The organism is Bacillus sp. S/N-304-OC-R1 (assembly GCF_019749375.1).
GTDB lineage: Bacteria > Bacillota > Bacilli > Bacillales > Cytobacillaceae > Cytobacillus.
Genome location: NZ_JACWFE010000009.1, coordinates 106,910 through 132,627 on the forward strand (window position 1 = coordinate 106,910; position 25,718 = coordinate 132,627).

Here is a 25,718-nt window from a genome sequence, read left to right on the forward strand (position 1 = left end):
AACTGGCCGTCATTCCTCCTATGACGACCACTTCGAACCTAAGTTCCTTCCGACTTGGCCGTCATTCCCTCAATGACAGACAATTGAACCTGCTTTTATTCTAAAAAGTCCTATTCCCCTTCTGAATACCGGTATATTAGAAACCTTTCATTTGCATTATGAAAAGACTGTGGTAATAATATTTCTTCTCTCATTTCAAAAGCTGTTTTATTTTCTAAAAAGTAGATATATTCCTCCGAGGGATAATATAAAATCAAATCGATATTCCGTTCAACTTCCTCTACAGAGCGCAAAATATTGTTAATCACCTTCATAAAAATTTGGATGGAAAAGGGATTAAAAAAGTAAAAGCAATTATCTTTTGGATCAATATTGTAGTCTTCTGCTAAACAACAATGAAAATGAATATCTTCTTTTCTGTTTTTATATTTTTTTAAATATGAATCCCGGTTCTTAATAGCTTCTTCATAATACTCCCTATTCATTTCAATTCCCACTACAGAAACATGAAAGCAATCATTTGCAAAAAAATTCAGCCTTCCTTTTCCACAGCCAAAATCAACTAACCTGTCGCTGCTTTTCAATTCATATTGTTTAAATAAAATTTCAAGTGCGTGATAGGGTGTAGATTCATAACGGTGATAATGAAAAGAAGTGTTAAAACCCTTTTGATCCCCGCATGTTTTTATTTGCAATAATTGATCATAATCTTGTTCTTTCATAGAGGCTCCTACCCGTCAAACATATTTAATATGTCTATTTTATCCTGTAATCTTTTCATTGCAACAAGAAGAATTTTTCCATCAAAAAAGCTGACTTCTATAAGAAATCAGCTTCTCTCTATCTATTAAATTACTTACCTACTAAATTATAAACAGACGCCCCTACTAAATCGCCAGCCTCTTTTAATCGTGCGATGCTAATATGTTCGACTTTGTCTAGGGGTGTATGGTAGTAAGGCTCGAGATTAGCGGTGCCTGGCTCCCGTCGAATGAAATTGACAGCTGGAATTCCGGAATCATGGAAGGAAACGTGATCAGAAGCCCCGCGCTGATATAGAACTAATTCAGAAGGGGTTCCAATTCTTTTGGCTGTTGCCTGTGCCGTGTCCGTTACAATGTTCGCTTTTCCATCCACTGTGTTCATATAGATGGCTGTCGCATTTTCCCATGATGTTCCAACCATATCCATGTTGAAGTTTGCGATGCTTCTTTGAATCTCTTCATTACTTAGCTGGCTTACATAGTGCTCAGAACCTACTAGCCCAATTTCCTCTGCACCTACAAAGACAAATCTAAGTTCTTTTTCAATAGGATAGCTTTTTAATACTCTGGCAAGCTCCAGTGCAACTGCTGTACCAGAGGCATTATCACTCGCACCTGGTGCAAATGGAACACTGTCAAAATGTGCTGAAACATGAACAATGTCATGATCCTTCCCCTTTTGAGGCGTTCGGGTTGCAATGATATTTTGCGATTTTGCATTTTCAATCCGTTTCACTTTTAATGTTACAGTTTTATTTTGAGCAGCTACGTCCTGAAGAAGCGCCTCCCCGCTTGCCTTTGTAATCCCTGCAACTGGAATGGATACTTCTCCGCTGCCAAGAGACGGATTGATCGGACCCGGAGAATCAACATTATTATAAATAAGCACCCCAATTGCTCCAGCTGCTGCTGCATTATCGACTTTTTCTCTAAAAGTAATCTCTCCTCTTGAGATGAGAGCAATTTTTCCGGCAGCCTCCTCTGTAAAATCAGCTCCTTTGCCTAAACCTGCATCATAAAGTTCTGCCGTAATTCCTTCTGTCGGTGTATCAGCAGAACCTGAAGGAATACTGACCAAAACCTCGTTTTGATCACTTGTCTGTAAATGACCTGTCATTTTATCAGGGATGCTGAATTCCTGTGTCGAGACTTCATACCCGTAGGAAAGCAAGCGCTCTTTAATAAACTCTGCTGCTCTCTGTTCTTCTTCGGTACCCGTTACACGCGGGCCGATCGTTTCAGAAAGAAAATAAACATCTTCGTAAATTCTCTCTGCACTAACACGGGCAATCACTTTTTGGTCAAATGCCTTTTCACTTGGATGGACATCATGGTTTGGTGCTGCTTCTGCAGCAATTGCGGAATTCAAAGGAGCGAAATACAAAGATGAAGTAACTAGAAGTGTGGAGAGCAAGATAGAAGAGCTTTTTTTCATTATTAAAAACCTCCTTGAGAGTAATTTCTCAAGAAGTATTCGCTTTCATCATCTCCAATCCTTTACAAAATTAAAAAACGAAACTTTTACCCTAGCAATTTATTATTAAGAGCTTTCCCCACGGGACTAAGGTATTGGCTAGCTTGCTCCAAACCAATAAGCCGAAAGTCTAATGAGCACTTGTTACATCAAGATACAAAAGGTTGATACTAACTATCCTGCATATCTATTATTTTTTGCACATGCTAAAACTTCATTAATGAATGAAAAAACAGCCCAAACCATATTTGAGCTGTTTCCATACTTTCATTCCTTAATTCACCGTTTCAGGAACTCCTTGAACTTCCACTTTATCTTTACGGCTTTGTTTTCGGGCCAACCCGATCTTTAATCCTTTTACAGTAAATAAACGGTATACCGCTGGGACAAGCAGTAATGTAATAAAGGTTGCAAACATTAAGCCAGAGATGATCACCGTGGCCATTGGAGCCTGATAGTTTCCTGATGTTCCGGAAGCCAAGGCTAGTGGAAGCATTCCGCCTGCTGTTGTTAAGGTTGTCATGAAAATCGGGCGTATGCGATTTTTTCCTGCTTCAACTAGTGCCTCTTCTACTGAGTATCCATCCTTACGAAGCTGGTTCGTTCGGTCAATCAACAATATGGCATTGTTAAGGACGATTCCGATTAACATGATAACACCCATGCCTGACATGAGGTTTAATTCCATTTGAGTGATAAATAGACCTAGAATGACACCTACAATTGTCATTGGAATGACTGACATGACAATAAGGGGGTGGCCTAAATGATTAAACTGAACGGCCATCACGAGATAAACTAAGAAAAGCGCGATTCCTAATACAAAAATCATTTCCATCATTAATTTCTGCTGCTGTTCTAGATCACCTGCTGCTGAAACAGTGTAGCCAGCTGGTGCCTTGAAATTTTCTATTAATTTCTGAACATCCCGATTTACTGCTCCAAGGTCCCTGCCTTCAATATCGGCAGAAACAGAGATAAAGCGTTCGCCATCACGATGTGAAATTTCATTAGGTGTATTCACAGTCTTAAGTTCAATAAAGTCGGATAATTTTTTCTCGCCTTCTTGAGTCGGAATCTTTATATCGAGTAAATCCTTTTTCGTCGCTATCTTTTGATCCCACTTAACAGATAAAGGAACCTTTTCATCATTAATAGACATGGTGCCAACCGGCATTTGCAAAAATGACTGATCAATCAGCTGTTTAATCTGCAGCTGTGATAACCCAGCTTTTTCGATCTCCGCAGATTTTAAGAGGATTACTTCCTCTTGAGACATACGCTCCATCGATGTTCTGATGCCAACAATTCCATCAATCTTACCTAGCTTTTTCACAAAATCTTTGGATGTATTTTGCAGCTGTTCAATGCTCTCCCCTTTAATATGAACTTGAACAGGGGATCCTCCGCCTCCAGACATCGCGCTTCGAACACCTTCAATTGGATGCCTATTTTGCAATTCCCGCAGTTGCTTCATGATGTCTTCATTTACTTCTTTTTGTTCCTTTTTAATTTCATCGCCTTTTGTCATATTGATAATAGTGTATAGCATGCCGCCATTATCAAGTACATAACTCGTTTCAACATCCTCAATCTTGCTTAACTTGTTATGAATGGATTGAACGATTTCTGTTTTTTCCTCATTTGTAATCCCTGGTTCCAAATCTACCATTAATTCAGAATAACGGTTATATACATCAGGCATAATCGTCATTGGGATTTTGGAAATCAATAATAATGACCCTGCAAACATAAGGATGAAGAGAGTAATGACCCCGAAGCTCCGGCGTCTCTTTTGTATCGTCCATGCAACAGCATTTGTATAGCTTCGCATGAACATCCCCTCTCGTCTTTCTCCCTTAAACTTTTTAAGCTTTATAAATTTTTCTGATAGGGATGGGATTAGGGTAAACGCCACAATCATGGAGCTAATAAGCGTGATCGCAACAACTGCTGAAAGCATGATCATAAACTGTCCCATTTCTCCGCCAATCAGACCAATTGGCAAGAATACAACAATCGTTGTTAAAACTGAGGCAAAAACAGCCGAAGCAACTTCTTTTGTTCCTTCTAAAACAGCTTCAAGCTTGCTCAATCCTAGTTCTTTCTTTCGATAAATGGACTCTAAAATGACAATCGATGAGTCTACCATCATACCAATTCCTAATCCAAGTCCAATTAATGTAAGGATATTAAAGCTATAACCAAATATCCACATAGATGCAAAAGTTAATAATACAGAGGTTGGAATGGAGATCCCTATAATAACCGTTGCTCTTAGATTTCTTAAGAAAATAAGCAGGATGATCACAGCGATTAGCCCTCCAACAAGGATATTGCTCGTGACTCCATCGATGGAATCTTGAACATAATCTGCCTGTGCCACCATCTCGTTTAATTGAAACCCTTTCATAAGACCTTCATCACGAATTTTTTGAATTTCAGCACGTACAGCTTTTGCCATTTCAATTTGCGTTACATCTGACACACGGCCAATCTGGATAAAAATGAGATCCTTCGATCCTTCCTTCCAAACAAATGATGAACTTTCCTTTGGCTGAAGAGATATTTTTGCTACTTTCTCTAAGTTAATGAATCCTGACTGGGTAGGTATTTTAATTTTTTTCACATCATTGATATTTTCTAATTTCGTATCCCAGCGGAGTGAAGGACGGTCCTTTTCATTGCTTAATTCACCTAAAGTTGCTTCACTATTCACTTGGCTGATCGCTCCAATTACTTGAGCCGCATCTAAGCCGTACTCCAGCATTTTATCACGATCAAATTCAATGGAAACTTCATGTTCCAATATCCCGGATAGCATCACATCCCGAACCTCCGGCAGTTCCTCTAATCTAGGTTCTAATACATTCTTCGCAAACTGTGTCATGTCCTCCATACTGCCGCCAGATATATCCATGAAAAATTCGTAGCTTTGACTTGCACCGTATTGTCCTGCCATTGTTTCCGTAATTCCTGTGTTCTCTGCCTTAACTGCATTCACAATGGACTCAACCTCTTTAAACACTTCTTCTCCTTTTCCGCGTTCAAAGGTCATTTGCAGAGACGTTCGGCCAATGCTTGTAGTTGATTGAATATCTTCTACACCGTCTATCCCTTTAATTTTCTGCTCTAATGGAGTTGTAATCGTCCGTTCAACTTCAATTGCTGCCATTTCTCCCGCATGAATTTCAACATACCCGCCATCCATCTTGATGGCTGGCATTAATTCCTTGTCTAAGTCGAAGATGGAGTAGCTTCCAATCGCTAAAACCAGCACTGACATTAATGCAATTAAAATCTTCCTTTGAACAATAAACCTCAATAATTTCAAGCCCTTCTCCTCACTCTCACCTTTACCTGCAGATTATTTATTGTAAACGACCCTATTTTGGAATTTTTATCACAACTAGGTAAAGATTAACATTTTATTCATTTACTATCTTACCTACATTCCACCTCTTTCATAACGAGCCTTAGACAGATATTTATCTAGGTCTCTAGTCTGATGGGCATCCTTCCATAGATTTTGAAATAAATGAATATAGGATTTTACAACTAAGTGACAAAAATGTAAGATTAGGCTAAAAAATCGTAAGGATAAGTTATGGATAGCAGTTTTCACCTCTTTTATAGTAAAGACAGTGAATGAAACAAAAAGGAGAATGAAGGATGGCAGTATTAGAGGCTTCAGGAGTGAAAAAGGTTTACGGTGAAAGAGGAAATGTCCATTTAGCTCTTAATGGAATCCATCTTCGTGTGGAAGAAGGAGAATTTGTAGGGATCATGGGACCCTCAGGTGCGGGGAAATCTACATTACTAAATGTGCTATCTACTATTGATACCCCAACAGGCGGTCATATTAAGATCAACGAAAAAAATATTATGAATCTATCAGAAAATGAGCTTGCCCGTTTCCGCAGAGAGCAGCTTGGCTTTATTTTTCAGGATTTTAATCTATTAGATACATTAACAGCTAAAGAAAATATATCACTGCCGCTCGCCCTTTCCAATATATCCGTTGCAGAAATAGAAAGCCGGATTAAACGCATTTCAGAGCTGCTCGGAATTGAAAAAATACTCGGGCAATACCCATATGAATTATCAGGCGGCCAGCAGCAAAGAACTTCCGCAGCACGGGCAATTATTACGAATCCAAGCTTAATATTTGCGGATGAGCCTACTGGAGCGCTTGATTCAAAAGCAGCTTACAGTCTTCTTCAGACTTTGTCTATTTTAAATGAAAAAGAGAAAGCTACTATTTTAATGGTTACACATGATGCATATGCCGCGAGCTTTTGCAAACGAGTACTTGTGATAAAGGATGGCGTCATCTTTACCGAAATCTATAAAGGGGAAGGAACTCGAAAACAATTTTTCCAAGCGATTTTGGATATTTTGGCAACACTTGGGGGTGGCGGTCACCATGACGTTATATAGTCTAGCGCTTAGAAATCTCCGCAAGAATGTGAAGGCCTATTTGCTTTATCTATACCCAATGATTTTTAGCGTTGTCATTTATTTCACGTTTGCATCATTGCAGTATAATCAGCAAATTATCGATTCTATGGATATTTATGACAAGATCGAGCCCGCTTTCCAAACATCATCCTTCCTATTATTCTTGTTTGCAGGAGGGTTCATTTGGTTTTCAAATGCCTTTTTTACTAAGAGCCGCAAGAAAGAGATCGCTCTTTATTCTTTGTTTGGCATTGAAAAAGGACAAATTGGACTGCTTCTATTTTTTGAAAACATCATCCTGGGAATTGGGGCATTATGTGTTGGATTAGTATTAGGGGTCGCGCTCTCTAAGCTGTTTGCCATGCTCCTCATTAAATTAATGGGACTCACGCTTATTACGAAGCTAACAATTTCTTCTAAGGCTTTTGTACAAACGATCATTGGTTTTACCATCATCATCGCAGTGACGTCTCTATACAATTACCGCCTTATTTATCGTCATTCTTTACTACAGCTGATGAAGGCTCATAAGCAATCAGAGAAAGCACCGAAAAAAGCGTCATGGCTAGCAGCTTTTATCGCTCTTATTTTCATTGGTGCCGGCTACGGAATCCTTTTGCAGCCGAGCGATGCCTTCTTTTGGAACAAATATGGTTTTCAAGCTATTCTAGGCTCCTTTTTCATGATCATCGTTGGAACCTATTTATTTGTAAGAGCTTTTATCGTACTCATTCTTGAAAAAATGAAAGGCATGAAACGTTTTTACTATAAAGATGTTCATTTAATTAGTATTACTCACTTGTTCTATCGAATTAAAGGAAATGTTCTTATCCTATCCGTCATTGCGATGTTAAGCACATTCACACTATTTGCATTAGGGACAACCTTTAGCCTGTATTCCAATTTGAATGAAATTTCAAAGACTAGCTTCCCTTTCAGTATTATGTACACTGTTCCAGATCCAAATAAAGCGGCAAAAGCAGAACAGCTCATTGAGGAAAATGGAAAAAACGAAATTACCTTCTCCCAAAAAATTGAGTATTTGCAGATAAAAGGCGATTTGTCGAATCTAAAAAGAGTGCCTAGTGACTTTCAGATTGTCTTAATTCCTGAATCAACCTATAAGCTACTTGCTCATCAAATCGGGCAAAGGGCAAATTGGCAACTAAATCAAAATGAAGCCATTTCATTTTATGATGGGAATTTAGACCAAAGCTCTGACCCTTTTACCGGCAAAGACATACGGCTTGCAGGCAACAAAACGATTACAATCGCAGCCTATGAAAGCTATACCCTATTTAATCATGATCTTTATGTTTTTCCGCTCGTTGTCAAAGATGAACAATACGAGCAATTTGAGAAGGATGGAGAGCGCAAGGAGCTGCAGCTGTATAGCTTAAAAAATGAAAAATCCGCAAAAGAATTAGATCACAAGCTAGATGAACTCTTCTATATAAACCCATCATTAAATTTTGCTGAAAGAGAGGAAAATATCTTTTCAAGCTTTTATTCGAATTATCATAAATTCTTTCAAGTATACGGGCTGCTCATTTTCATCAGTGCCTTTTTAGGATTTGTGTTCCTCCTGGCAACCGGCAGCATGCTCCACTACAAGCTCTTGACGGAGGCATCCTCAGATCAGCCTCGTTATCAGATCTTGAAAAAAATCGGCATGAGCCAATCACAAATAAGGAAATCAGTCGCAAAGCAGTTGATCTTTATCTATCTTATCCCGTTCATGATCGCTATTTTCCATAGCTCCGTTATTATTTTTGCACTATCTTCGTTCCTTGGAATGAACATGCTGAAATCCTTTATAACAATGATTGGGATATATCTTGGAATGTATCTAACATATTACGTATTAACCTTATTCAAGTATACGGAAATTGTCAGCAAATAAGGAACAGGAGGTAGCTAGTATGGAAATTTCCAGATCACTATTATTCTTGCGAAAGTTTTTTCATAAACCAAAGCAAGTCGGAAGCATTTGGCCAAGCTCACCATTTCTATCACAGAAAATGGTCAAGCATGTTCCATGGGAACAAATCCATTCAGTAGCGGAGCTAGGTTCCGGAACAGGAGCTATAACTGCCTCCATCCAATCTCATGCAGCTAATACGACAAAAGTATTTTTGTTTGAGAAGGATGAAGTGATGAAGAACATGCTTCAAAAAGAATACCCGGATTTTATGTGTCATACTAATGCGTTAACATTAAAGAGGACGATTGTGGAGGAAGGATTAACAGGATTAGATTGCGTCATAAGCGGATTACCCTTCTTCAATTTCCCTAAAGAAATGAGAGCAGCATTAATCCATCAAGTGTTAAAAGCGTTGAGACCAGGAGGTTATTTCATTGCTTTTCAATACTCGCTGCAGATGAGAAAAGAGTTATCAGATGTCTTCCAGATTGAGAAGATTGACTTTGTTCCTATTAATATTCCACCAGCCTTCGTATATATTTGCAGAAAAAGATAAGTAACCCCCCCAGCCTCTTTAATAGGATCTCTGGGGGTTTTTCTACATCTGATACAATTTGTCTTCCGTACTAGGAAATGAAAGCACAGCCTCTGTATAATGCTCCTTCTTCGATGTGATTGCAAGTGTATGTCCAAGCTTTTCTGCGTTTTTTTGCGCTAAATAGAGACCCATTCCGGTTGATGAATGAAATTGCCGTCCGTTTTTACCCGTGAATCCTTTATCAAAAACACGCGGAATATCCTCAGGCGCGATACCAATACCGTTATCCCTAATCGTTATGGCCCTCTTTCCGCTATCAATCCCAATCGAAATAGATCCATTATTGGCTGTATATTTCAATGAATTAGATAGCAATTGGTTGAGTATAAAAAGAACACCCTTTTTATCCGTCAGCACTTCAAGCTTTTGCAAATCGAGATTGATTCTAATCCTTTTAGCTAAAAAGGTTTTTGTATGCAATTTGATTGCTTCTTTAACAACACGCTCTAAATCGATTTCCTGAATAAAGTAATCTTTATGAAAATCATTTATTCTAGAATAATAAAGAGCCTGTTCAATAAAATGCTCAATCTTATCCATTTCCTCTGATAAGCTCTCAATACTCCCTTTCGTTTCATAGATCATCCGGCTAACAGCAATAGGTGTCTTAATCTCATGAAACCATGATGTCATATATTCCTGTAGCTCTTTGCGCTCAAGCTCCATTTGCTCAAGTCTCTCAAAATACTTATCCTGCTGTGCTTTTAGCAGTTCAACATACATATTATCAAAGATATTATCCAAATCATGAAATGGAATATATTCATCACAATCCGTTTTTCTTTTTAATTGATCGAAGAATGCTTTTCTTCGAAAGTAATCGAAGCTGCAATAAACGATGAAAATCATACAAGCGATGCCTAGTATGTAAAGTAAACTCGTAAAATGAATGTTTGCGACTGGGTCAATTAAAGTGATAATCGTAAAAAAGGTCAATAGCACCCCAAACATGAGAAACAGCCATTTTTGCGATTGCAAATAGTCTTTTAGCTTCATTGAAATAAATATCCTTGTCTCTTTTTTGTGACAATCACTTGGGATAAACCTATTGTTTCCAGCTTTTTTCTTAGCCGATTCATATTGACTGTCAGTGTATTATCATCAATAAATTGTTCATCCTCCCAAAGTGCTCTCATAATCTCATCTCTTGATACAATTTGACCGCTTTTTCCCATGAGCAAATAAAGAATATGGAATTCATTTTTCGTCAGCTCTACCTCATCTCCTCCATAAGAGGCTGACCCATTAGCAAGATTTAAAGCGAGTTCACCCGCTGTAATTATGTCTGCATGACCTTGTTGATTCCCATTCGTTCTTCGGTAAATAGCATTCATTTTAGCCACAAGAACATCCAGTGAAAACGGCTTTTGGATAAAATCATCGCCACCCATATTCATAGCCATTACAATATCCATATTTTCTGTTCGTGAAGAAATAAATATAATTGGCACATTTGACACTTGCCTAATTTTCCCGCACCAATAAAAGCCATCATAGGTTGGCAGATTAATATCTAGTAATATTAAATGGGGCACATGCTCTAAAACCTTCTCATCTATTTTTTCAAAATCATTGACGATGACCGACTGAAAATTCCACTTTCCTAAATGATCCGCAATCATCGTTCTCAGCTTGTAATCATCTTCAATTATCATTACCTTTACCATTGGAATCGCACCTTGTCTTCAATTTTTTCAATAAAGTATTTTATCTAGTTCTATCATAATTTTTTTCATGGATTGCAGTCAAAAAAAAGGTCAAAACTCTCAATTAAGAGAAGTTTTGACCTTTTGCATTCTATTCTGTACTATTTCCTCTAACAGCCCCATCCTTTGCTCCCAGCCAGAATGCAGCCCCAATTGATAAGACAACAACGATAAATGGTGCATAAAAAATGAAAAAACTCTCCATTTACGTAAGCCTCCCTTTTTTACTATCTCCCTGAACATACTTTTTATCAAACAGGAACAGCTTCAATAGAAGCCATAACGAAGGAATCAACAAGCAAAGTCCCGCAATGAAAGCGATAATGAGTGAAATTGCCATTGTTTCATTTGTAAAGCTGTCATAAATGGTCAAGTACGGATAAAGTAAATAAGGGTAATGGGCAATTCCGTAGGCGAAAAACGCTAAGGTAAATTGGCCTGCCAGCAAACCAAAAGCGAGCCCATAACTCTTCCGTTTCCAGATAAGCCATACTGTTCCGAGAAATAATAGAAAAGACAATCCAAGCAGCCACCATAGATTCAGAATTCGTGCATAATGCTCAGCATTATGTGCTTTCAGCTCTACTATAATTCCTGCCGCTGTAATCATTAGCGGCCCTGCCCAGATTAACGCATATTTTCTTAATAATTCCGTTGCTTGAAAATCTTTTGCTTTGTTCGCATACCAAGTTAAAAAAACAGCGGAGATATAAAGAACAGCCGCTAAACTAAGGACAACGATGCTCCATGTTAACGGACTTGTAAATAGTGCCCAGTAATCAAGCTCTGGATTGTTATTCACCATTGAGACAAAACCGCCTTCTGATATGGTGAAGACAATGGAAAGTGACGCCGGGATAAACAAACCGGATAAACCATACATAAAGGTATATCCCTTGTGACCTCTTGATCCATATGTTTCAAAGGCATAATACGATCCGCGGATCGCCAACAAAATGATGGAGATACTTGCTGGAACAAGAAGGATGGTTCCGTAATAAAAAGCGGTTTTTGGAAAAAAGCCAACCATCCCAACAAAGAAGAAAACGAGAAACACATTCGTTACTTCCCAAACGGGAGATAAATACCTTTGAATGATATTCGTTAAAATATGATTTCGGCCAGTATAGAGACTATATGCATTAAACACACCAGCCCCAAAATCTATCGAAGCTACAACCACATAACCAAATAGAAATAGCCATAGGACTGAAATTCCGATTACTTCAAGAGTCATACATGATCACCGCCTATTTCAGCATGCCGATCCTCAAGCTCCCTTTCAACAGGGTTTCTCCTAAACATCCTTGTTAAAACAACAATACTTCCGACCCCTAAAATGAGATATAAAGCAGAGAAAAGCACCAGCATTAAGTCAACCTGACCACTCGTTGTTGCCGCTTCCTCTGTTCTCATAAGTCCCCTTAATATCCATGGCTGTCTGCCTACCTCTGCAAACCACCATCCAGCTTCAATAGCAATAATAGCAAGTGGTCCACCAGCAACAATAAATCCGTGGAACGGGGTCTTATTAACAAAGGACCAGTTTTTCCATGTGCCTAAAACATATACCGCAGATAAGACAGTCAGCCAAACACCAATGGACACCATGATATCGAATAGGTAGTGAATATAAAGTGGCGGAATTTCATCCTCAGGAAATTGTTCCAAACCAATCACTTCAGCTGATAAATTACTATGAGCCAAAAAACTTAATGCAAATGGAATCTTGATCGCATACTTTACTTCCCCATTTTCTAAAACACCAAATAAATATAACGGTGCATTTTCTTCTGTTTCAAAATGCCACTCAGCCGCAGCTAACTTTTCCGGCTGATATTCAGCTAAATATTTTCCGGAAAAATCCCCAATCATAGCTGTTGCGATAGAGAATACAAGCCCAAGTTTCATCGATAAGTAAAGCGCTTTTTTATGATACACATGCTTTGAGCCCTTCAGTAATCGAAATGCTGCAATCGCTGCCAGAATAAACGCTGAAGTCATATAAGCAGTAACTAATACGTGAGCCACTTTAGTCGGCATAGCCGGATTAAACATCGCAATCAGCGGGTTAATATTCACAAGCTGCCCATTTTCAATATCAAACCCCTGCGGCGCATTCATAAATGCATTCACTATGGTAATAAAAATTGCTGAAAAAGATGCACCGACTGCAACCGGTATTAATAAAAGCAAATGTTTTTTCTGATTTTCGAACCGATCCCATGTATACAAATATATTCCGAGAAAAATCGCCTCAAAGAAAAACGCAAACGTTTCCATAAATAGTGGCAAAGCTATCACATTTCCCGCGAGCTCCATGAAATTTGGCCATAGAAGCGATAGCTGCAGGCCAATGGCTGTTCCGGTCACGACCCCCACGGCAACTGTAATGACAAATCCCCTTGCCCATCTTCGTGCAAGTAATATATAGTGCTCATCATTTTTTTTAATTCCGATCCACTGCGCAATCATGATCATGAGCGGAATCCCTACACCGATCGTTGCGTAAATAATATGAAACGATAATGTAAGCTCAGTAAGTACACGACTAAAAAAAACTGCCTCCTCATTTCCCATTCCCTAATCGCCTCCTTAATGGCCGAATATCCTTCCTAATAGTGATAACATCATAATGCCAGCAACGGAAAAAACAACCCACATTAATATCTTTTCTTGCTTTTTATACATGATCATCACTCCTCACCTTTATATTACACTTGGAAATGATAGTTAAACTTAGGTAATGATGACAACTTTCCAACGTATTCATGATAAATATGTGACAAACTCAAATAGATAATAATATTGTATGCCAATTATTACTTTTCCCATTTTTAGTTAACTATACGATTACGAATTAAATTTGAGTCAAAAGGTAGGATTTTGAACAACAAAAAAACGATCAATTAGAGAATGTACTGCTCCTTTAACTGATCGTTCTTCAGGATTATTCATTTTTTTTTATAATCTTCCGGTAATAATAAACACCTAATTCCGCAAAAACCCCTAAACCAATTCCGATAAAAACCCACATAAACAGCGAAATGAGGCCAGCTAAATCCCCCCAGCCAGAAGAGTCCCGTAAAAAAAGAAGGTACATTTCAAAAAAGCCGATGAAAAGCCCTGCCAAAAACAGAGTAAGTGCTATTTTAAAACGAAAACGAACTAATAATAATGTGATGAGTCCAGCAGCAATAGAAAAACCTAGAAAGGCTGCGAGATTCTTCATATTTATTTCCGAGCCCAAAATGACGCTAATCCCCACTAAATGCAAAATAAAAGATAGAACGGCCACCAGCAAACCACTAGTCCAATAAATCTTCTTATTACTTTTAGGCATATGTATCTCCCCAGTATTAATCAGTAATACTAACATTTTATCATCTATTAGGCTTTTTCCAAGCAGAAAAAGTTCCTGCTCTTTTACCGTGGGCGCTCTTTTTCTGCTCCGACGGGCAATAAACGTTTTCCTAACGTATAACAAAAAAGCCTGCCTCTTAAGAGACAGACCTTTCTATATAATTTTCCACCACTTTTGACGGACTTTTTTTCAGATTTAACATGATGGTGAACGATAGAACATATAAGACAGCCAGATAAGCCATAGCCACTTTCATGTCGTAGTTTTGAAGGATATACCCTACTAAGATTGGGGATAATCCTCCTACTGCTCGTCCAAAGTTAAAGATTGTATTTGTCGCTGTACTTCGAACTTCAACAGGATAGAAGCTGCTAATGAGTGCTCCATACCCTGCAAACATTCCATTCGAGAAGAAACCAACAATGGCCCCGCCTACTAAAACACCTACACTGCCTTGAGCAAAAGAGTAGAAGAATACAGCTGATGCCGAAGCAAGCAGGAAGATTCCGAATGCGCGTTTTGCACCTAAACGATCCATAATCTGGCCAAACGTCAGCATGCCAACGATCATGCCAACAGCTGTACTGATTGTCCAAAGAGCTGAGCTCGATACAGATAAGCCCTGTGATTTTTGCAGCATAGATGGGAGCCAAATCATTAAGCCATTGTATCCAGCAATTTGAACTGTTGCCATAATCGCTAAAGAAATAGTTGTTATCGTGGCTCTCGGTGTTTCAAAAAGCTGGGTAAGCTTGCCTTTTTCTACTTTTTCCGGTGATTTTTTCTTCTTTTGAGTTTCAAGCCATTCTGGTGACTCATCTAAATTTTTTCGTACAATAAAAGCAAAAATTACCGGTAGGACTCCTACGAAAAATAATGCTCTCCAGCCTAATGTCGGCAGGATGATTGCACTGAGCAGCGCTGCAAGAATAACCCCATATTGGGCACCAACACTTACATAAGAAGACGCTCTTCCTTGTTTATTCTTTGGCCATGCTTCTGCAACTAACGCCATGCCAATCCCATATTCTCCGCCAGCACCGAGTCCTGCAATAAATCTAAAGATATATACCTGCTCAATGTTTTGTGCTAATCCAGTTAAAGCTGTACCAATCGCAAATAAGATGATCGTATAGGTAAAGATTCGCACGCGTCCAAATTTATCTGCCAGAACTCCGAAAATGACACCGCCAGCCAGCATACCTAAATTTGTAATTGATGAAATGAGGCCGCCTGTTGCTAAATCAATGTGAAAATGCGCTACAATCATCGACATGGCAAAAGAAATAAACATAATGTCCATGCCTTCTAAAGTTAATCCAGCTACGGATGCTACTACTGTTTTTCTTTGATAATCCATTTGTTACACCCTCCAATGTTGTTGTTCCTTAAGCTTTGAGGGAATGGACTTATTGCTCTTCCATTCTCTTTCCAAGTCTCACAGGACTTTGATTTAAAAGAGTTACTGTATAAAAAAGCCCTTTCGTCCAATGGACAAAAGGGCTTGAATAACCAAGAAAGATTTTTGATGAGGCAGGCATAGCAAGCCAACCTAATCTATCAGCCCTTTTCGGCCTCTCGGGACCGTATTAAAGGTAAGTTCGGTATTATTTTTTATTTTTCTTTTTTGTCACTCTTCCTAATAGGAAAGCTCCAGCTGCTACACCGATTACAGTGTTTGTTTTCTTGTTAAATACTTGCTTCACAACTAAATTTAAGTTTTGCGGTCTTTCAGCTAGACGACGCATGAAATAGCCGTACCAGTCTTTTCCGAATGGCACATATGTTGTAAAGTTGTAGCCTTCTTTAGCTAATTGTAATTGCATTTCTTTTCTGAAACCATATAGCATTTGGAATTCAAATTTATCTAAAGGAATATTATTCTTTTTCACAAATTCCTTCACATGGTCAATAATATGGTGATCATGTGTAGCAATAGATGTAAATTTACCATTTAATAAGTGGTACTCAATTAATTTTACAAAGTTTTTATCGATATCTTTTTTATCCTGGTAAGCATATTGCTCAGGCTCTTTGTAAGCACCTTTTACGATACGAAGACGGTAATCCTTGTATTTTTGGATATCTTCTTCAGCACGGAAGAAGTAAGCTTGGATTACTGTACCCACATTGTTGTATTCCTTCGAAAGCTCATCAAGAAGATCAAATGATGGTTGAAGATGCCCATAGTCTTCCATGTCAAAGTTAATATGCATATCATATTTACTTGCTAAATCTACAATTTCTCTTAAATTATTTAAGCAGAAGTTATAATCAATATCAAGACCTAATTGAGTAGGTTTTAATGAAATATGAGCATCTGCTTGGTTTTCATGGATGGCTTCGATAACTTTAAGAATTTGGTCTTTTGCTTCAAGTGCTTCTTCTTCTTTAAATACGAATTCACCTAAATTATCAACAGTACAAGAAATTCCGTGAGCATTTAGTTCTTTAATGCTTTTAATTGTTTCTTCTATGTTTGTTCCCGCCACAACATTTTGTGCACCCATTTTTAAACCATACTTTTTAGCTGCACTGTTTAGAAATTTGTTTTGAGATAGACCCATAAAGATATCTTTTAACATCGAGATTACTCCTCACTGTTATTTTTTTAAAATAATTATATCATACCTTTTCGGGTATAATTTTCAGAATTTTAAAGGGTTTTTTGCATTTTTTTCACTTTTGGCTTCCTCTTTTTCTAATTAATATCCATTTCTGGAAAGTGGGTCAAGGAGTTGATATTAGTATGCCCTTATTTACGTTAGTTTCTTCGTTTTTACCTTCCTTGATGGCTTACAAAAAAACCAGCGGCTTTCTTTTTTGGATTTTTTTTCACAAACAAGGCCAGTTCTCTGCATAAGCGAATGCGAAAACTGACCTCTAAATTAACTATTGATAACAAAATGGGAAGTAAACGTTTCAAGAGCCGTAATCGCTGCATGAACTCTTTCTGGAGTGATTGCCCCAATTGGCATCACATGAATGGATTCCTCTTGCAAGCATGATTTTTCAGCAATGACAGTTATTACTTCTTCATTTATATCTGTATTTCCGATATCTCTAAGTGAAACAGGCAATCCCAGTACTTGATAAAATGGAAGAATCGCTTCAATCTCTTCCCATTTCTCCTCAAGAACTAGCTGAACAATAATGCCGTAGGCTACTTTATCACCATGAAGTGCGTGATGAGTGGAATGAATAGCTGTTAATCCATTGTGAGTAGAATGTGCGCCTGCAAGGCTGCCGAAATGATCGCCAAAACCGCCAACCATTCCTCCCAACACAATTACCGTTTCCACGATCTTAATAAAGTCATCTGTTAATTGCCCTTCCTTAGCAGCATTAACAGCTCCCTCTGAATGATTCAATATTAAGTCTTTACATTGTTCCGCTGTAAAGTGGGATATTTGCATCTTTACAAGCTGTGCTAATGCTTCGATTTCACTTAGAGAACATTCTCCCCATATAGGTATATTCATCATATGCAACCTGGGTGAATTCCGGAAAGTAAGGTTTTGTTGCCTTCAGAATGAAATCATTCTGAAGGAATTGGCATCTTCCCAATATTGGGGGTTGCCTGACGTCATAGGGCCTTGCCCCTCGGTCGCTCTGGATAAGTAAATTGACTATTTAATTTGAATAATTACGATCATACAAAGGTATTTAAATCTTGTCGATCATGGAAAAATTTATAAACAAAAATAGATAATGCCTTCATTCCGATTAAATCTATAAAAAAAAGAAAATAAAAAAAATTTATAACCAAATATTAACTCAGACTATTTCTGCTAAACTCTAGACATTTTGAATTAAAAAATATAAATTTGAAATTAAAATGCAATTCATTTACAAAACGGACATAAACTTATTTTTTATAGAAAAGGTGAAGCACATGGAATATTCAGATCGCTTAAAAAAACTGCCTGTTCAATTTTTTGCCACTTTAGTAGAAAAAGTCAGCAAAGCGATTGCAGAAGGCAGAGACATCATAAATTTAGGACAAGGAAATCCAGATCAGCCTACTCCCCCTCACATCGTAAAGGCGCTTCAAGCTGCTGCTGAGGATCCAAAAACACATAAATATTCGCCATTTCGTGGCATACAGGAATTAAAAAATGCAGCGGCAGAATTTTATCAAAAACAATATGGAGTTGAAATTGATCCATTAACTGAGGTAGCTGTCCTTTTTGGAACAAAAACGGGACTAGTCGAGCTTCCTATGTGTTTACTAAATGAAGGCGATCTAATGCTGCTTCCGGATCCAGGTTATCCGGATTATTTGTCAGGCGTTGTTCTGGCGAGTGTTCAATATGAGACATTTCCTTTGAAAGCAGAAAACAAGTTTTTGCCTGACTTTCATGCTATTCCTGAAGAGCAAAGAAAAGCGGCAAAGCTCATGTATTTGAACTATCCTAATAATCCAACGGGTGCTACTGCAGACCGCAAGTTTTTCGAAGAAACGGTAGAGTTTGCGACGCAAAATAACATCACCATTTTGCATGATTTTGCTTATGGAGCAATTGGGTTTGATGGTAAAAAACCAACGAGCTTCTTAGAAATTGAAGGTGCTAAAGAAGTTGGCGTTGAAATGTACACATTATCCAAAACGTATAATATGGCTGGATGGCGTGTCGGATTTGCAGTTGGAAATGCAAAAATTATCGAGGCTCTTAATCTAATCCAGGATCATTTATACTGCAGTCTTTTTCCAGCGGTTCAGAAAGCGGCAGCTGCTGCTCTTACGGAAGACCAGAGCTGTGTTGATGAACTCGTAGCACGCTATGAAAGCCGCCGAAATGTCCTCATTGCCCAATGCAACAAAATTGGTTGGAAGGCTGAAGCACCAAGCGGTTCTTTCTTTGCTTGGCTCCCTGTTCCGGATGGATTGACAAGTGAAGCCTTTGCCGACCTATTACTTGAAAAAGCAGATGTAGCCGTTGCCGCAGGAAAAGGATTTGGGGAATATGGAGAAGGCTATGTCCGGGTTGGTTTATTAGTAGACGAAGACGTGCTTGTAGAGGCTATTGAACGAATCGGAAAGCTTAATTTGTTTTAAACTATAAATCTATGTAAACGAGGGCCATTTTAATTGTGCCCTCGTTTTTTAATTGTCATTTATTATTATTCTAAAATAATATTTTTATAACCAAATTATTCCCAAAGTTTGACTGATTTATAGTAAGTATTTTTTTCGAAAGGTCATTTGATTATCCTTATTTTTTCATTCGAAATCCTTTTTTCTAGAAAAAATAAATATTTTATACAGAATTACAGTAAAAAATTACTATTTTTTAAATAATTTTCAGTTTCAATATTATTGAATTGTGATAAAATACTCTTAAAATTCAAACTTATCATATAAAGGATTGACTTTTCATTTGTACAGGATTGTTATTGAATGTGAGGATGATGTATACAGAGCAAGTTCAATTGGGAAAAAGGTTGCAAACGAGTTTGGCTTAAATGGTAGTCAGCAAACAAAGCTCGTTGTTTCAATTATGGAATTAAGCCGAAACATCGTTTTCTATGCAGGCAAAGGCGAGATAGTCATTCAAACAATTCCAAACGGCATAGAAATCACTGCAACCGATCAAGGTCCAGGAATTCGAAATTTGGACAAAATTTTAAACCATTCTTATTCCTCCAAAACAGGATTAGGATTGGGTGTATCTGGGGTGAAGCGCCTTATGGATGAGTTTGAAATTAGCAGCTGTATAAAAAGCGGAACAAAAGTCAGGGCTGTAAAGTGGCTCAATAGTGGGGGTAACTAAATGTTGAAATCTCCAGCCTCATATGAAGCTCCGTACGGATTAATTGAAATTAATCCTGATGGAACGATACAGAAAACAAACAATGAAGGATCTAAATTATTATTTTCAGAGAATAGTGATTCCAATTACCTTTTTCATCGGATAGTAAATAACGAAATCAAAACCAAGCTGCATGAATGCTTTATGGGGAAATTAAATGAATTTGTTGTAACCATTGAAACTCAGCCACACTTCTTTCTTTTTCATCGAACATTTAAAGGCGAGAAGTTAGATAAAATACATATATTTATATTTAATATGAATCAATTACAAAGCCTGCATGAACATAATAATTGGAATACCCACCTATTGTCATCCATTGGCGAAATGGCAGCTGGCATTGCTCACGAGGTTCGAAATCCATTAACGGCGGTCAAAGGATTCCTCCAGCTAATGGAACAAAGCTATAATCAGGAATATTCCCAAATTGCACAAAGTGAATTAGATCGTGCCATTCAAACTTTAAATGATTTAATGAGTGTATCGAAGCCAGAATTTTTCCAGGAACAGCCGTCGACCTTTAATTTATGTTCGGAAATCGAATCCATTCTGCTCCTGTTTCAAAATCAGCTTTATAACATTCAGCTTATTAAAAAGTTTGATCATGATAGTGCCATCATTACAGGCAGGAAAGATCAAATAAAAAAGGCTCTTTTCAACTTAATCAAAAATGCCTTGGAGGCCATGAGTCAAGGTGGTGCCTTAATCATTGAGCAATTTGAAGACACCCAAGGAGTACATCTTAGTATAACCGACACAGGCATTGGCATCCCTAAAGACAAGCTTCGACTGCTCGGCACTCCTTTTTTCACTTTAAAACAGGATGGAAAAGGGATGGGCTTGGCCCAAGTGTTTAATGCTATTCAAGGCAATAATGGTAAAATTCACGTAACCAGTGAATCTGGACAAGGAACAACTTTTTTTCTAACTTTCAATAAAGCACAACATTCTAACTCACCTATAGGGGGCCATATGATGATAAATTCAGTGCAGTCTAAAACAGAATTAGCACAGTTTTTAAGAGATAATCTAGACTTTTATACAAAGGAATGGATTCAGTATTTACAAAAAAATAAAAGCTATCTCACCTCTTATATGAAAGAGCATAGAATGCTTGAGGAATATGAAAGAGACGGAAATCCGATTATCAAGGTTGTAACTGAAAATATCCTTGAGTTAAAGACTGAAGAGATTATGGAGCATGCAAAGGAAAGAGGCGGTCAAAGCGCACGTAGTGACTTTCCGATTCATCTGTCGTTGGAGCTTTTCCAATCAGCACGCGGAATTATATGGAATGCTATTAAAGTTTTCTACCTTGAATCTAATTACTCACTATCGATGGAGGAATACTTTGCGTTAGAGCGATATGTGAATGACATCATTGATTTATACATAGATTCTCATACAGCGTATTATGTTAAATATAAAGATGAATTATTAAAAATTCATCGGGAAACAGTTGATGAATTATCCGTTCCGATTATTCCTATCGCTGAAAAGGTGTGTATTCTGCCAGTAGTAGGAAATGTTGATACGTATAGAGCTAAAAAAATTCGTGAGAAAACACTGCAGAGAGTAAAAGAATTAAAAGCTGAACAATTAATTATTGATATTTCCGGTGTACCGTTCATAGATACATCAGTTGTGAATCATTTATTTAAAATTGTAAAGGGTATCCGATTATTAGGCTGCAATACGATTTTAACAGGAATAAGTCCTGATATTGCGGATACTATGATTGAGCTGGGGATTGAAATTGATAATGAATTGAAAACAAGATCTGATCTGCAGCAGGCTTTGGAGGATATTCAGCAATTTAATGTGGGTAGATAAAGGACCCGAACTGATTTAGGTTTATTGGACAAGTTCTCAGTCATTATTCTACAACTTGGCCGATATACAGATTTATTGGACAGGTTCTCGGTCAAATGGCTTCAACTTGGCCGATATACAGAAACACAAAAAGGAAGTGGAGAAAATCTCCACTTCCTTTTTTATTAGGATTTAAAATCAATTCTCAGCTAATTTTGCAATTTTATTAGGCTCAACCTTTTTCTCCATTGGATCCTCAGCCTGTTTAGAACGTTTGATAAAGAAAGTAAGAATTAAGGCAACAGCTGCAATAAAGGTAGCAGCAAAGAATGCATCATTAATACCTTCTAACATTGCCTTCATGGTAATTTCCTGTTTCATTGCAGCAATGGCTGCTTCTGTAGGCGCTTGGCCAGTTGCATGTTTCATCGCTTCTGCCGCTAAATCTTTCGCATGTGTTTCTGTACGATTAGACATAAGCGTAACTAGCAATGCTGTACCGATCGCACCTGAAACTTGGTTCATTGTGTTGTTCATAGCTGTGCCATGCGGATAAAAACGAGCTGGCAATTGGTTCAAACCGTTTGTTGACACAGGCATCATTACCATTGAAATACCTAACATCCGAACAGCATTTAGAATAACCAAATGTGTGTAGGAAGTATCAAGCGATAATTTGCTAAAGAAGTAGGTCGTAATAGTCGTAATCGTTAAACCAATTATAGCTAAAATACGGCCGCCAATTTTATCAAATAGTCGTCCTGTAATTGGCGACATTAGAGCCATGATAAGTGCTCCGGGCAACATCATTAGACCTGCATCCATCGGTGATATGCCACGAAGAGTTTGAACATAAATCGGAAGTAACAGCATACCAGAGAACATTGCCATATTTAGAACCATCGTAATGGCAGATGATAAGGCAAACATTGGATATCTATAAACACCAAAGTTTAGCATTGGTCGTTCCATTCTGAACTGGCGAAGGATAAACCAAACTAATGCAATTACACCTACAATGATGGTTGCATAAACTTGCGGGCTATCCCAGCCTTTACTTCCGGCAGAGCTAAATCCGTATAGCAATCCGCCAAAACCAGCACTTGATAAAATAACTGATAAGATGTCAAGATGAATATTAACCTTTTCTTTCTTGTCTTTAAGCAAGAAAAATCCGATTAGTAGAACTAAAATTGCAATCGGAGTAATAAGGTGGAAAAGCATTCTCCAATCATAATGTTCAATAATCCAGCCTGATAGAGTTGGACCAATGGCTGGAGCTGCCATCATGATCAGACCAAATAGTCCCATAGCTGCTCCCCTTTTCTCGACTGGGAAGCTTACTAGCATTACATTCATTAATAGCGGCATCATAATAGCGGAACCGGATGCTTGAATCATTCTGCCTGCTAATAATATAGGAAACGCATGAGCGAAGCCGCCAAGAATCGTTCCAAGCGCAAATAGACCGATAGCAGTGATGAACAGATGCCTCACAGAATATTTTTGGATTAAAAATGCAGTAGTTGGTACCAAAACACCATTAACAAGCATAAATCCAGTTGTCAGCCACTGAACAGTCGATGGCCCAACATCAAGATCCTTCATAATGGAAGGAAGTGCAATATTTAAGAGTGTATTGTTTAAAAATGTAATAAAGGCGCCGATCATTAGGATTGTCAGGATCCCATACGGTGACTTTTTAGACTTTTTAATGGAATTCCCCATTCGTTTTCCCCCTATACGTTCAGTACATTATTTTGTACTCGTGTTTCACACAGAACATAATAATATACCATGTGTTCAATTTTTGCAATAAAAAAATACTCGTTAATTATGGGTTTGTGTAAACTTTAAAAGTAATGTACTATTATTTTGTACCAGGAGTCCAATATGATTAAAGGTGATTATTTATGAATGAAAGAAAGCGCCATGTTATAAAGATGGCCCACCAGCTTTTTATGGAAAAAGGATTTCAAGCAACATCCATTCAAGACATCATAGCCTACAGTGGTATTTCTAAAGGGACATTTTATAATTACTTTTCGTCAAAAAATGAATTATTAATCGCCCTTTTCAAAACTATATATAAACAGCTCGAAAAGGATCGAAACGATTTGCTCATTGGACAAGATCCATCGGATATTGAAGTTTTTATAAAACAGGTTGAATTACAGCTTGAGACCAACCGTGCTAATAAATTAATTTCACTTTTTGAAGAAGTTATTTTTTCAAATGATGAAGAACTTAAAAATTACATGAAAAATGGCAACCTCCGAATGCTCCGCTGGAACTATTACCGGTTTATCGATATTTTCGGTGAGAGCAAGAAACCTTATTTATTGGACTGTTCCATTATGTTCATGGGGATTCTTCAACATAATCTCAAATATAATAATTTTGCCACTGAGTCTAATGTCAATCTGAACCAAATCGTACGCTATTGTGTTAAAAGAATGGTGAAAATGGTTGATGAGGTAGCGAACTCAGATGAACAATTACTTAAACCTGAAGTATTAGAAAACTGGCTGCCGAATTGTAATGGAAACAACCATGGCTTTAAAAAGGAGTTAACCCATGAAATATTTGAATTAAAGAGGGGTCTAACTCATCATGCGGAACAGGAAAAAATGATTCAGTTACTTGATTTTATTCAAGAGGAATTATTAGATTCAAAAAAACCGCGGAAGTTCCTTATTGACATGACGCTTCAAAGTTTAAAATCGGATGAAGCATTCAGTCACAACACCGAACTAACCAATTTAGAAAAATTAGTTGTTAACTATTTTTCACAAATTGAGGAATCTTACTAATTCCTAAATATATTAAAAAAAACGCAAGGAATTGTAGCTGTCCCAAATGCTTCATACGAGGGCAGATCCAGTAATTCCAAGCGTTTTTTTTATGTTTAAAATTTAAAAGCTTTGAAAGAAATGATCAAATTGGACAGATCATCGCTTTATTTTAAAGTACGTTTCAAAAATTCTCTCGTCCGCTCTTGAGTAGGGTTATTAAAGATTTGCTCTGGTGTTCCTTCTTCAGCAATAACCCCTTTATCCATAAATACAACCCGATCTGAGACTTCTCGAGCAAATTCCATTTCATGCGTTACGATCAGCATCGTAAGTCCTGTACCAGCAAGCTCCTTCATTACTTTAAGAACTTCCCCAACCATCTCTGGATCTAGCGCAGAGGTAGGTTCATCAAACAGCATGACGTCCGGTTCCATCGAGAGCGCTCTCGCAATGGCAACACGCTGTTTTTGCCCGCCTGATAGCTGCTTTGACTTGGCATTCACGTATTTGTCCATGCCAACAACCTTTAAATATTTCATGGCAATCTTTTCTGCTTCTTCCTTCGATCGTTTCAGCACCTTTACTTGTCCAACTACACAGTTGCTTAGAACTGTGTGGTTGTTAAATAAATTAAATTGCTGAAACACCATACCCAGCTTTGTACGGTACGCATGAATATCATGCTTGTCATCTAATATATTTTCTCCGTGATAGATAATTTGACCGCCGCTTGGCTTTTCTAACAAATTTATACAGCGAAGAAGTGTTGATTTTCCAGACCCTGAGGATCCAATAATACACACCACTTCCCCTTTATTAACGGAAAAGTCTATATCCTTTAATACTTCATGCGATCCAAAGGATTTGCTTAAATGCTGAACTTCAATTACTTTTTCCAAAGGTGCTCCTCCTTCGTTTTTGTCTAGCGCAAACGCCTAGCCCCTCGAGGTCACAAGCCAATCCTCCCGGAAAGGAAAGAACGCCTTTCCGAGAGGATTGGCTTGTGC

Annotated in this window: 21 protein-coding genes and 1 riboswitch; of the genes, 7 read left to right on the forward strand and 14 right to left on the reverse strand. The window is 37.8% G+C overall.

From position 1 onward, the window contains the following. Positions 1-110: 110 nt before the first annotated feature. From H0173_RS09125 to H0173_RS09135, 3 genes are all read right to left on the reverse strand, one after another. Entirely contained in the window at positions 111-722 is a 612-nt protein-coding gene (locus H0173_RS09125) for a methyltransferase (RefSeq protein WP_221846041.1), read from the reverse strand. Between the two features lie 130 nt (positions 723-852). After that, positions 853-2,199 carry a M20/M25/M40 family metallo-hydrolase gene (locus H0173_RS09130; protein ID WP_221846042.1) on the reverse strand — a complete coding sequence of 449 codons (1,347 nt, stop codon included), beginning with the start codon at positions 2,197-2,199 and terminating at the stop codon, positions 853-855. A 313-nt stretch (positions 2,200-2,512) separates the two neighbouring features. Next, positions 2,513-5,572, reverse strand: a complete 3,060-nt coding sequence (locus tag H0173_RS09135) for an efflux RND transporter permease subunit (protein WP_221846043.1) — start codon at positions 5,570-5,572, stop codon at positions 2,513-2,515. Between the two features lie 338 nt (positions 5,573-5,910). On the opposite strand from H0173_RS09135, the gene H0173_RS09140 reads away from it, so the two are divergent. The 3 genes from H0173_RS09140 to H0173_RS09150 are packed head-to-tail and all read left to right on the forward strand — an operon-like array spanning position 5,911 to position 9,179. Continuing rightward, positions 5,911-6,678, forward strand: coding sequence for an ABC transporter ATP-binding protein (locus H0173_RS09140; RefSeq protein ID WP_221846044.1), 768 nt, complete (start codon positions 5,911-5,913; stop codon positions 6,676-6,678). Further along, positions 6,665-8,602, forward strand: coding sequence for an FtsX-like permease family protein (locus tag H0173_RS09145; protein ID WP_221846045.1), 1,938 nt, complete (start codon positions 6,665-6,667; stop codon positions 8,600-8,602). The genes H0173_RS09140 and H0173_RS09145 overlap by 14 nt, the downstream gene beginning before the upstream one ends. 19 nt (positions 8,603-8,621) lie before the next feature. Further along, positions 8,622-9,179, forward strand: coding sequence for a class I SAM-dependent methyltransferase (locus H0173_RS09150; RefSeq protein ID WP_221846046.1), 558 nt, complete (start codon positions 8,622-8,624; stop codon positions 9,177-9,179). A 42-nt stretch (positions 9,180-9,221) separates the two neighbouring features. Here H0173_RS09150 and H0173_RS09155 read toward each other — a convergent pair whose 3' ends face one another. From H0173_RS09155 to H0173_RS09190, 9 genes are all read right to left on the reverse strand, one after another. Next, positions 9,222-10,217, reverse strand: a complete 996-nt coding sequence (locus H0173_RS09155) for a sensor histidine kinase (RefSeq protein ID WP_221846047.1) — start codon at positions 10,215-10,217, stop codon at positions 9,222-9,224. Continuing rightward, positions 10,214-10,888, reverse strand: coding sequence for a response regulator transcription factor (locus H0173_RS09160; RefSeq protein WP_221846048.1), 675 nt, complete (start codon positions 10,886-10,888; stop codon positions 10,214-10,216). The genes H0173_RS09155 and H0173_RS09160 overlap by 4 nt, the downstream gene beginning before the upstream one ends. Positions 10,889-11,018: 130 nt before the next feature. Beyond that, positions 11,019-11,132 (reverse strand): cytochrome bd oxidase small subunit CydS family protein, encoded by a 114-nt coding sequence (gene cydS / locus H0173_RS22705; protein WP_396021200.1) that lies wholly within the window; start codon positions 11,130-11,132, stop codon positions 11,019-11,021. Then, a complete protein-coding gene (locus H0173_RS09165) occupies positions 11,133-12,164 on the reverse strand; it encodes a cytochrome d ubiquinol oxidase subunit II (protein WP_221846049.1) in 1,032 nt (343 codons plus the stop codon). After that, positions 12,161-13,507, reverse strand: a complete 1,347-nt coding sequence (locus H0173_RS09170) for a cytochrome ubiquinol oxidase subunit I (RefSeq protein ID WP_221846050.1) — start codon at positions 13,505-13,507, stop codon at positions 12,161-12,163. Before H0173_RS09170 ends, H0173_RS09165 begins: the two co-directional genes overlap by 4 nt. A 370-nt stretch (positions 13,508-13,877) precedes the next feature. Beyond that, complete coding sequence (locus tag H0173_RS09175) at positions 13,878-14,270, reverse strand: hypothetical protein (protein ID WP_221846051.1); 393 nt, start codon at positions 14,268-14,270, stop codon at positions 13,878-13,880. Between the two features lie 157 nt (positions 14,271-14,427). Continuing rightward, positions 14,428-15,651 carry an MFS transporter gene (locus H0173_RS09180; RefSeq protein ID WP_221846052.1) on the reverse strand — a complete coding sequence of 408 codons (1,224 nt, stop codon included), beginning with the start codon at positions 15,649-15,651 and terminating at the stop codon, positions 14,428-14,430. Between the two features lie 247 nt (positions 15,652-15,898). After that, complete coding sequence (locus H0173_RS09185) at positions 15,899-16,876, reverse strand: proline dehydrogenase family protein (protein ID WP_221846053.1); 978 nt, start codon at positions 16,874-16,876, stop codon at positions 15,899-15,901. Positions 16,877-17,179: 303 nt separating this feature from the next. After that, positions 17,180-17,773, reverse strand: coding sequence for a dehydroquinate synthase/iron-containing alcohol dehydrogenase family protein (locus H0173_RS09190; RefSeq protein ID WP_260631106.1), 594 nt, complete (start codon positions 17,771-17,773; stop codon positions 17,180-17,182). A 36-nt stretch (positions 17,774-17,809) separates the two neighbouring features. After that, positions 17,810-17,914, reverse strand: a riboswitch (SAM riboswitch). 272 nt (positions 17,915-18,186) lie between these two features. Here H0173_RS09190 and H0173_RS09195 point away from each other — a divergent pair. The 3 genes from H0173_RS09195 to H0173_RS09205 all read left to right on the forward strand — a co-directional run bounded on the left by H0173_RS09195 (position 18,187) and on the right by H0173_RS09205 (position 21,937). Next, on the forward strand, positions 18,187-19,350 hold the full coding sequence (locus H0173_RS09195) for a pyridoxal phosphate-dependent aminotransferase (protein ID WP_221846055.1): 1,164 nt from the start codon (positions 18,187-18,189) through the stop codon (positions 19,348-19,350). A 322-nt stretch (positions 19,351-19,672) separates the two neighbouring features. Continuing rightward, positions 19,673-20,065 (forward strand): anti-sigma regulatory factor, encoded by a 393-nt coding sequence (locus tag H0173_RS09200; protein ID WP_221846056.1) that lies wholly within the window; start codon positions 19,673-19,675, stop codon positions 20,063-20,065. Continuing rightward, a complete protein-coding gene (locus tag H0173_RS09205) occupies positions 20,066-21,937 on the forward strand; it encodes an ATP-binding protein (RefSeq protein WP_221846057.1) in 1,872 nt (623 codons plus the stop codon). A gap of 177 nt (positions 21,938-22,114) precedes the next feature. On the opposite strand, the gene H0173_RS09210 is transcribed toward H0173_RS09205, so the two are convergent. After that, entirely contained in the window at positions 22,115-23,644 is a 1,530-nt protein-coding gene (locus tag H0173_RS09210; protein WP_221846058.1) for a DHA2 family efflux MFS transporter permease subunit, read from the reverse strand. Positions 23,645-23,829: 185 nt separating this feature from the next. Here H0173_RS09210 and H0173_RS09215 point away from each other — a divergent pair, with 185 nt between their 5' ends. Next, on the forward strand, positions 23,830-24,729 hold the full coding sequence (locus H0173_RS09215; RefSeq protein WP_221846059.1) for a TetR/AcrR family transcriptional regulator: 900 nt from the start codon (positions 23,830-23,832) through the stop codon (positions 24,727-24,729). 146 nt (positions 24,730-24,875) lie between these two features. Here H0173_RS09215 and H0173_RS09220 read toward each other — a convergent pair whose 3' ends face one another. Next, on the reverse strand, positions 24,876-25,610 hold the full coding sequence (locus tag H0173_RS09220; protein WP_221846060.1) for an amino acid ABC transporter ATP-binding protein: 735 nt from the start codon (positions 25,608-25,610) through the stop codon (positions 24,876-24,878). Positions 25,611-25,718 lie beyond the last annotated feature (108 nt).

Coding starts and splice junctions, on each gene's coding strand:
- H0173_RS09125 (WP_221846041.1), bottom strand. CDS start 722: ATGAAAGAACAAGATTATGATCAATTATTGCAAATAAAAACATGCGGG.
- H0173_RS09130 (WP_221846042.1), bottom strand. CDS start 2,199: ATGAAAAAAAGCTCTTCTATCTTGCTCTCCACACTTCTAGTTACTTCA.
- H0173_RS09140 (WP_221846044.1), top strand. CDS start 5,911: ATGGCAGTATTAGAGGCTTCAGGAGTGAAAAAGGTTTACGGTGAAAGA.
- H0173_RS09145 (WP_221846045.1), top strand. CDS start 6,665: ATGACGTTATATAGTCTAGCGCTTAGAAATCTCCGCAAGAATGTGAAG.
- H0173_RS09150 (WP_221846046.1), top strand. CDS start 8,622: ATGGAAATTTCCAGATCACTATTATTCTTGCGAAAGTTTTTTCATAAA.
- H0173_RS09155 (WP_221846047.1), bottom strand. CDS start 10,217: ATGAAGCTAAAAGACTATTTGCAATCGCAAAAATGGCTGTTTCTCATG.
- H0173_RS09160 (WP_221846048.1), bottom strand. CDS start 10,888: ATGGTAAAGGTAATGATAATTGAAGATGATTACAAGCTGAGAACGATG.
- cydS (WP_396021200.1), bottom strand. CDS start 11,132: ATGGAGAGTTTTTTCATTTTTTATGCACCATTTATCGTTGTTGTCTTA.
- H0173_RS09165 (WP_221846049.1), bottom strand. CDS start 12,164: ATGACTCTTGAAGTAATCGGAATTTCAGTCCTATGGCTATTTCTATTT.
- H0173_RS09170 (WP_221846050.1), bottom strand. CDS start 13,507: ATGGGAAATGAGGAGGCAGTTTTTTTTAGTCGTGTACTTACTGAGCTT.
- H0173_RS09175 (WP_221846051.1), bottom strand. CDS start 14,270: ATGCCTAAAAGTAATAAGAAGATTTATTGGACTAGTGGTTTGCTGGTG.
- H0173_RS09180 (WP_221846052.1), bottom strand. CDS start 15,651: ATGGATTATCAAAGAAAAACAGTAGTAGCATCCGTAGCTGGATTAACT.
- H0173_RS09185 (WP_221846053.1), bottom strand. CDS start 16,876: ATGTTAAAAGATATCTTTATGGGTCTATCTCAAAACAAATTTCTAAAC.
- H0173_RS09190 (WP_260631106.1), bottom strand. CDS start 17,773: ATGAATATACCTATATGGGGAGAATGTTCTCTAAGTGAAATCGAAGCA.
- H0173_RS09195 (WP_221846055.1), top strand. CDS start 18,187: ATGGAATATTCAGATCGCTTAAAAAAACTGCCTGTTCAATTTTTTGCC.
- H0173_RS09205 (WP_221846057.1), top strand. CDS start 20,066: ATGTTGAAATCTCCAGCCTCATATGAAGCTCCGTACGGATTAATTGAA.
- H0173_RS09210 (WP_221846058.1), bottom strand. CDS start 23,644: ATGGGGAATTCCATTAAAAAGTCTAAAAAGTCACCGTATGGGATCCTG.
- H0173_RS09215 (WP_221846059.1), top strand. CDS start 23,830: ATGAATGAAAGAAAGCGCCATGTTATAAAGATGGCCCACCAGCTTTTT.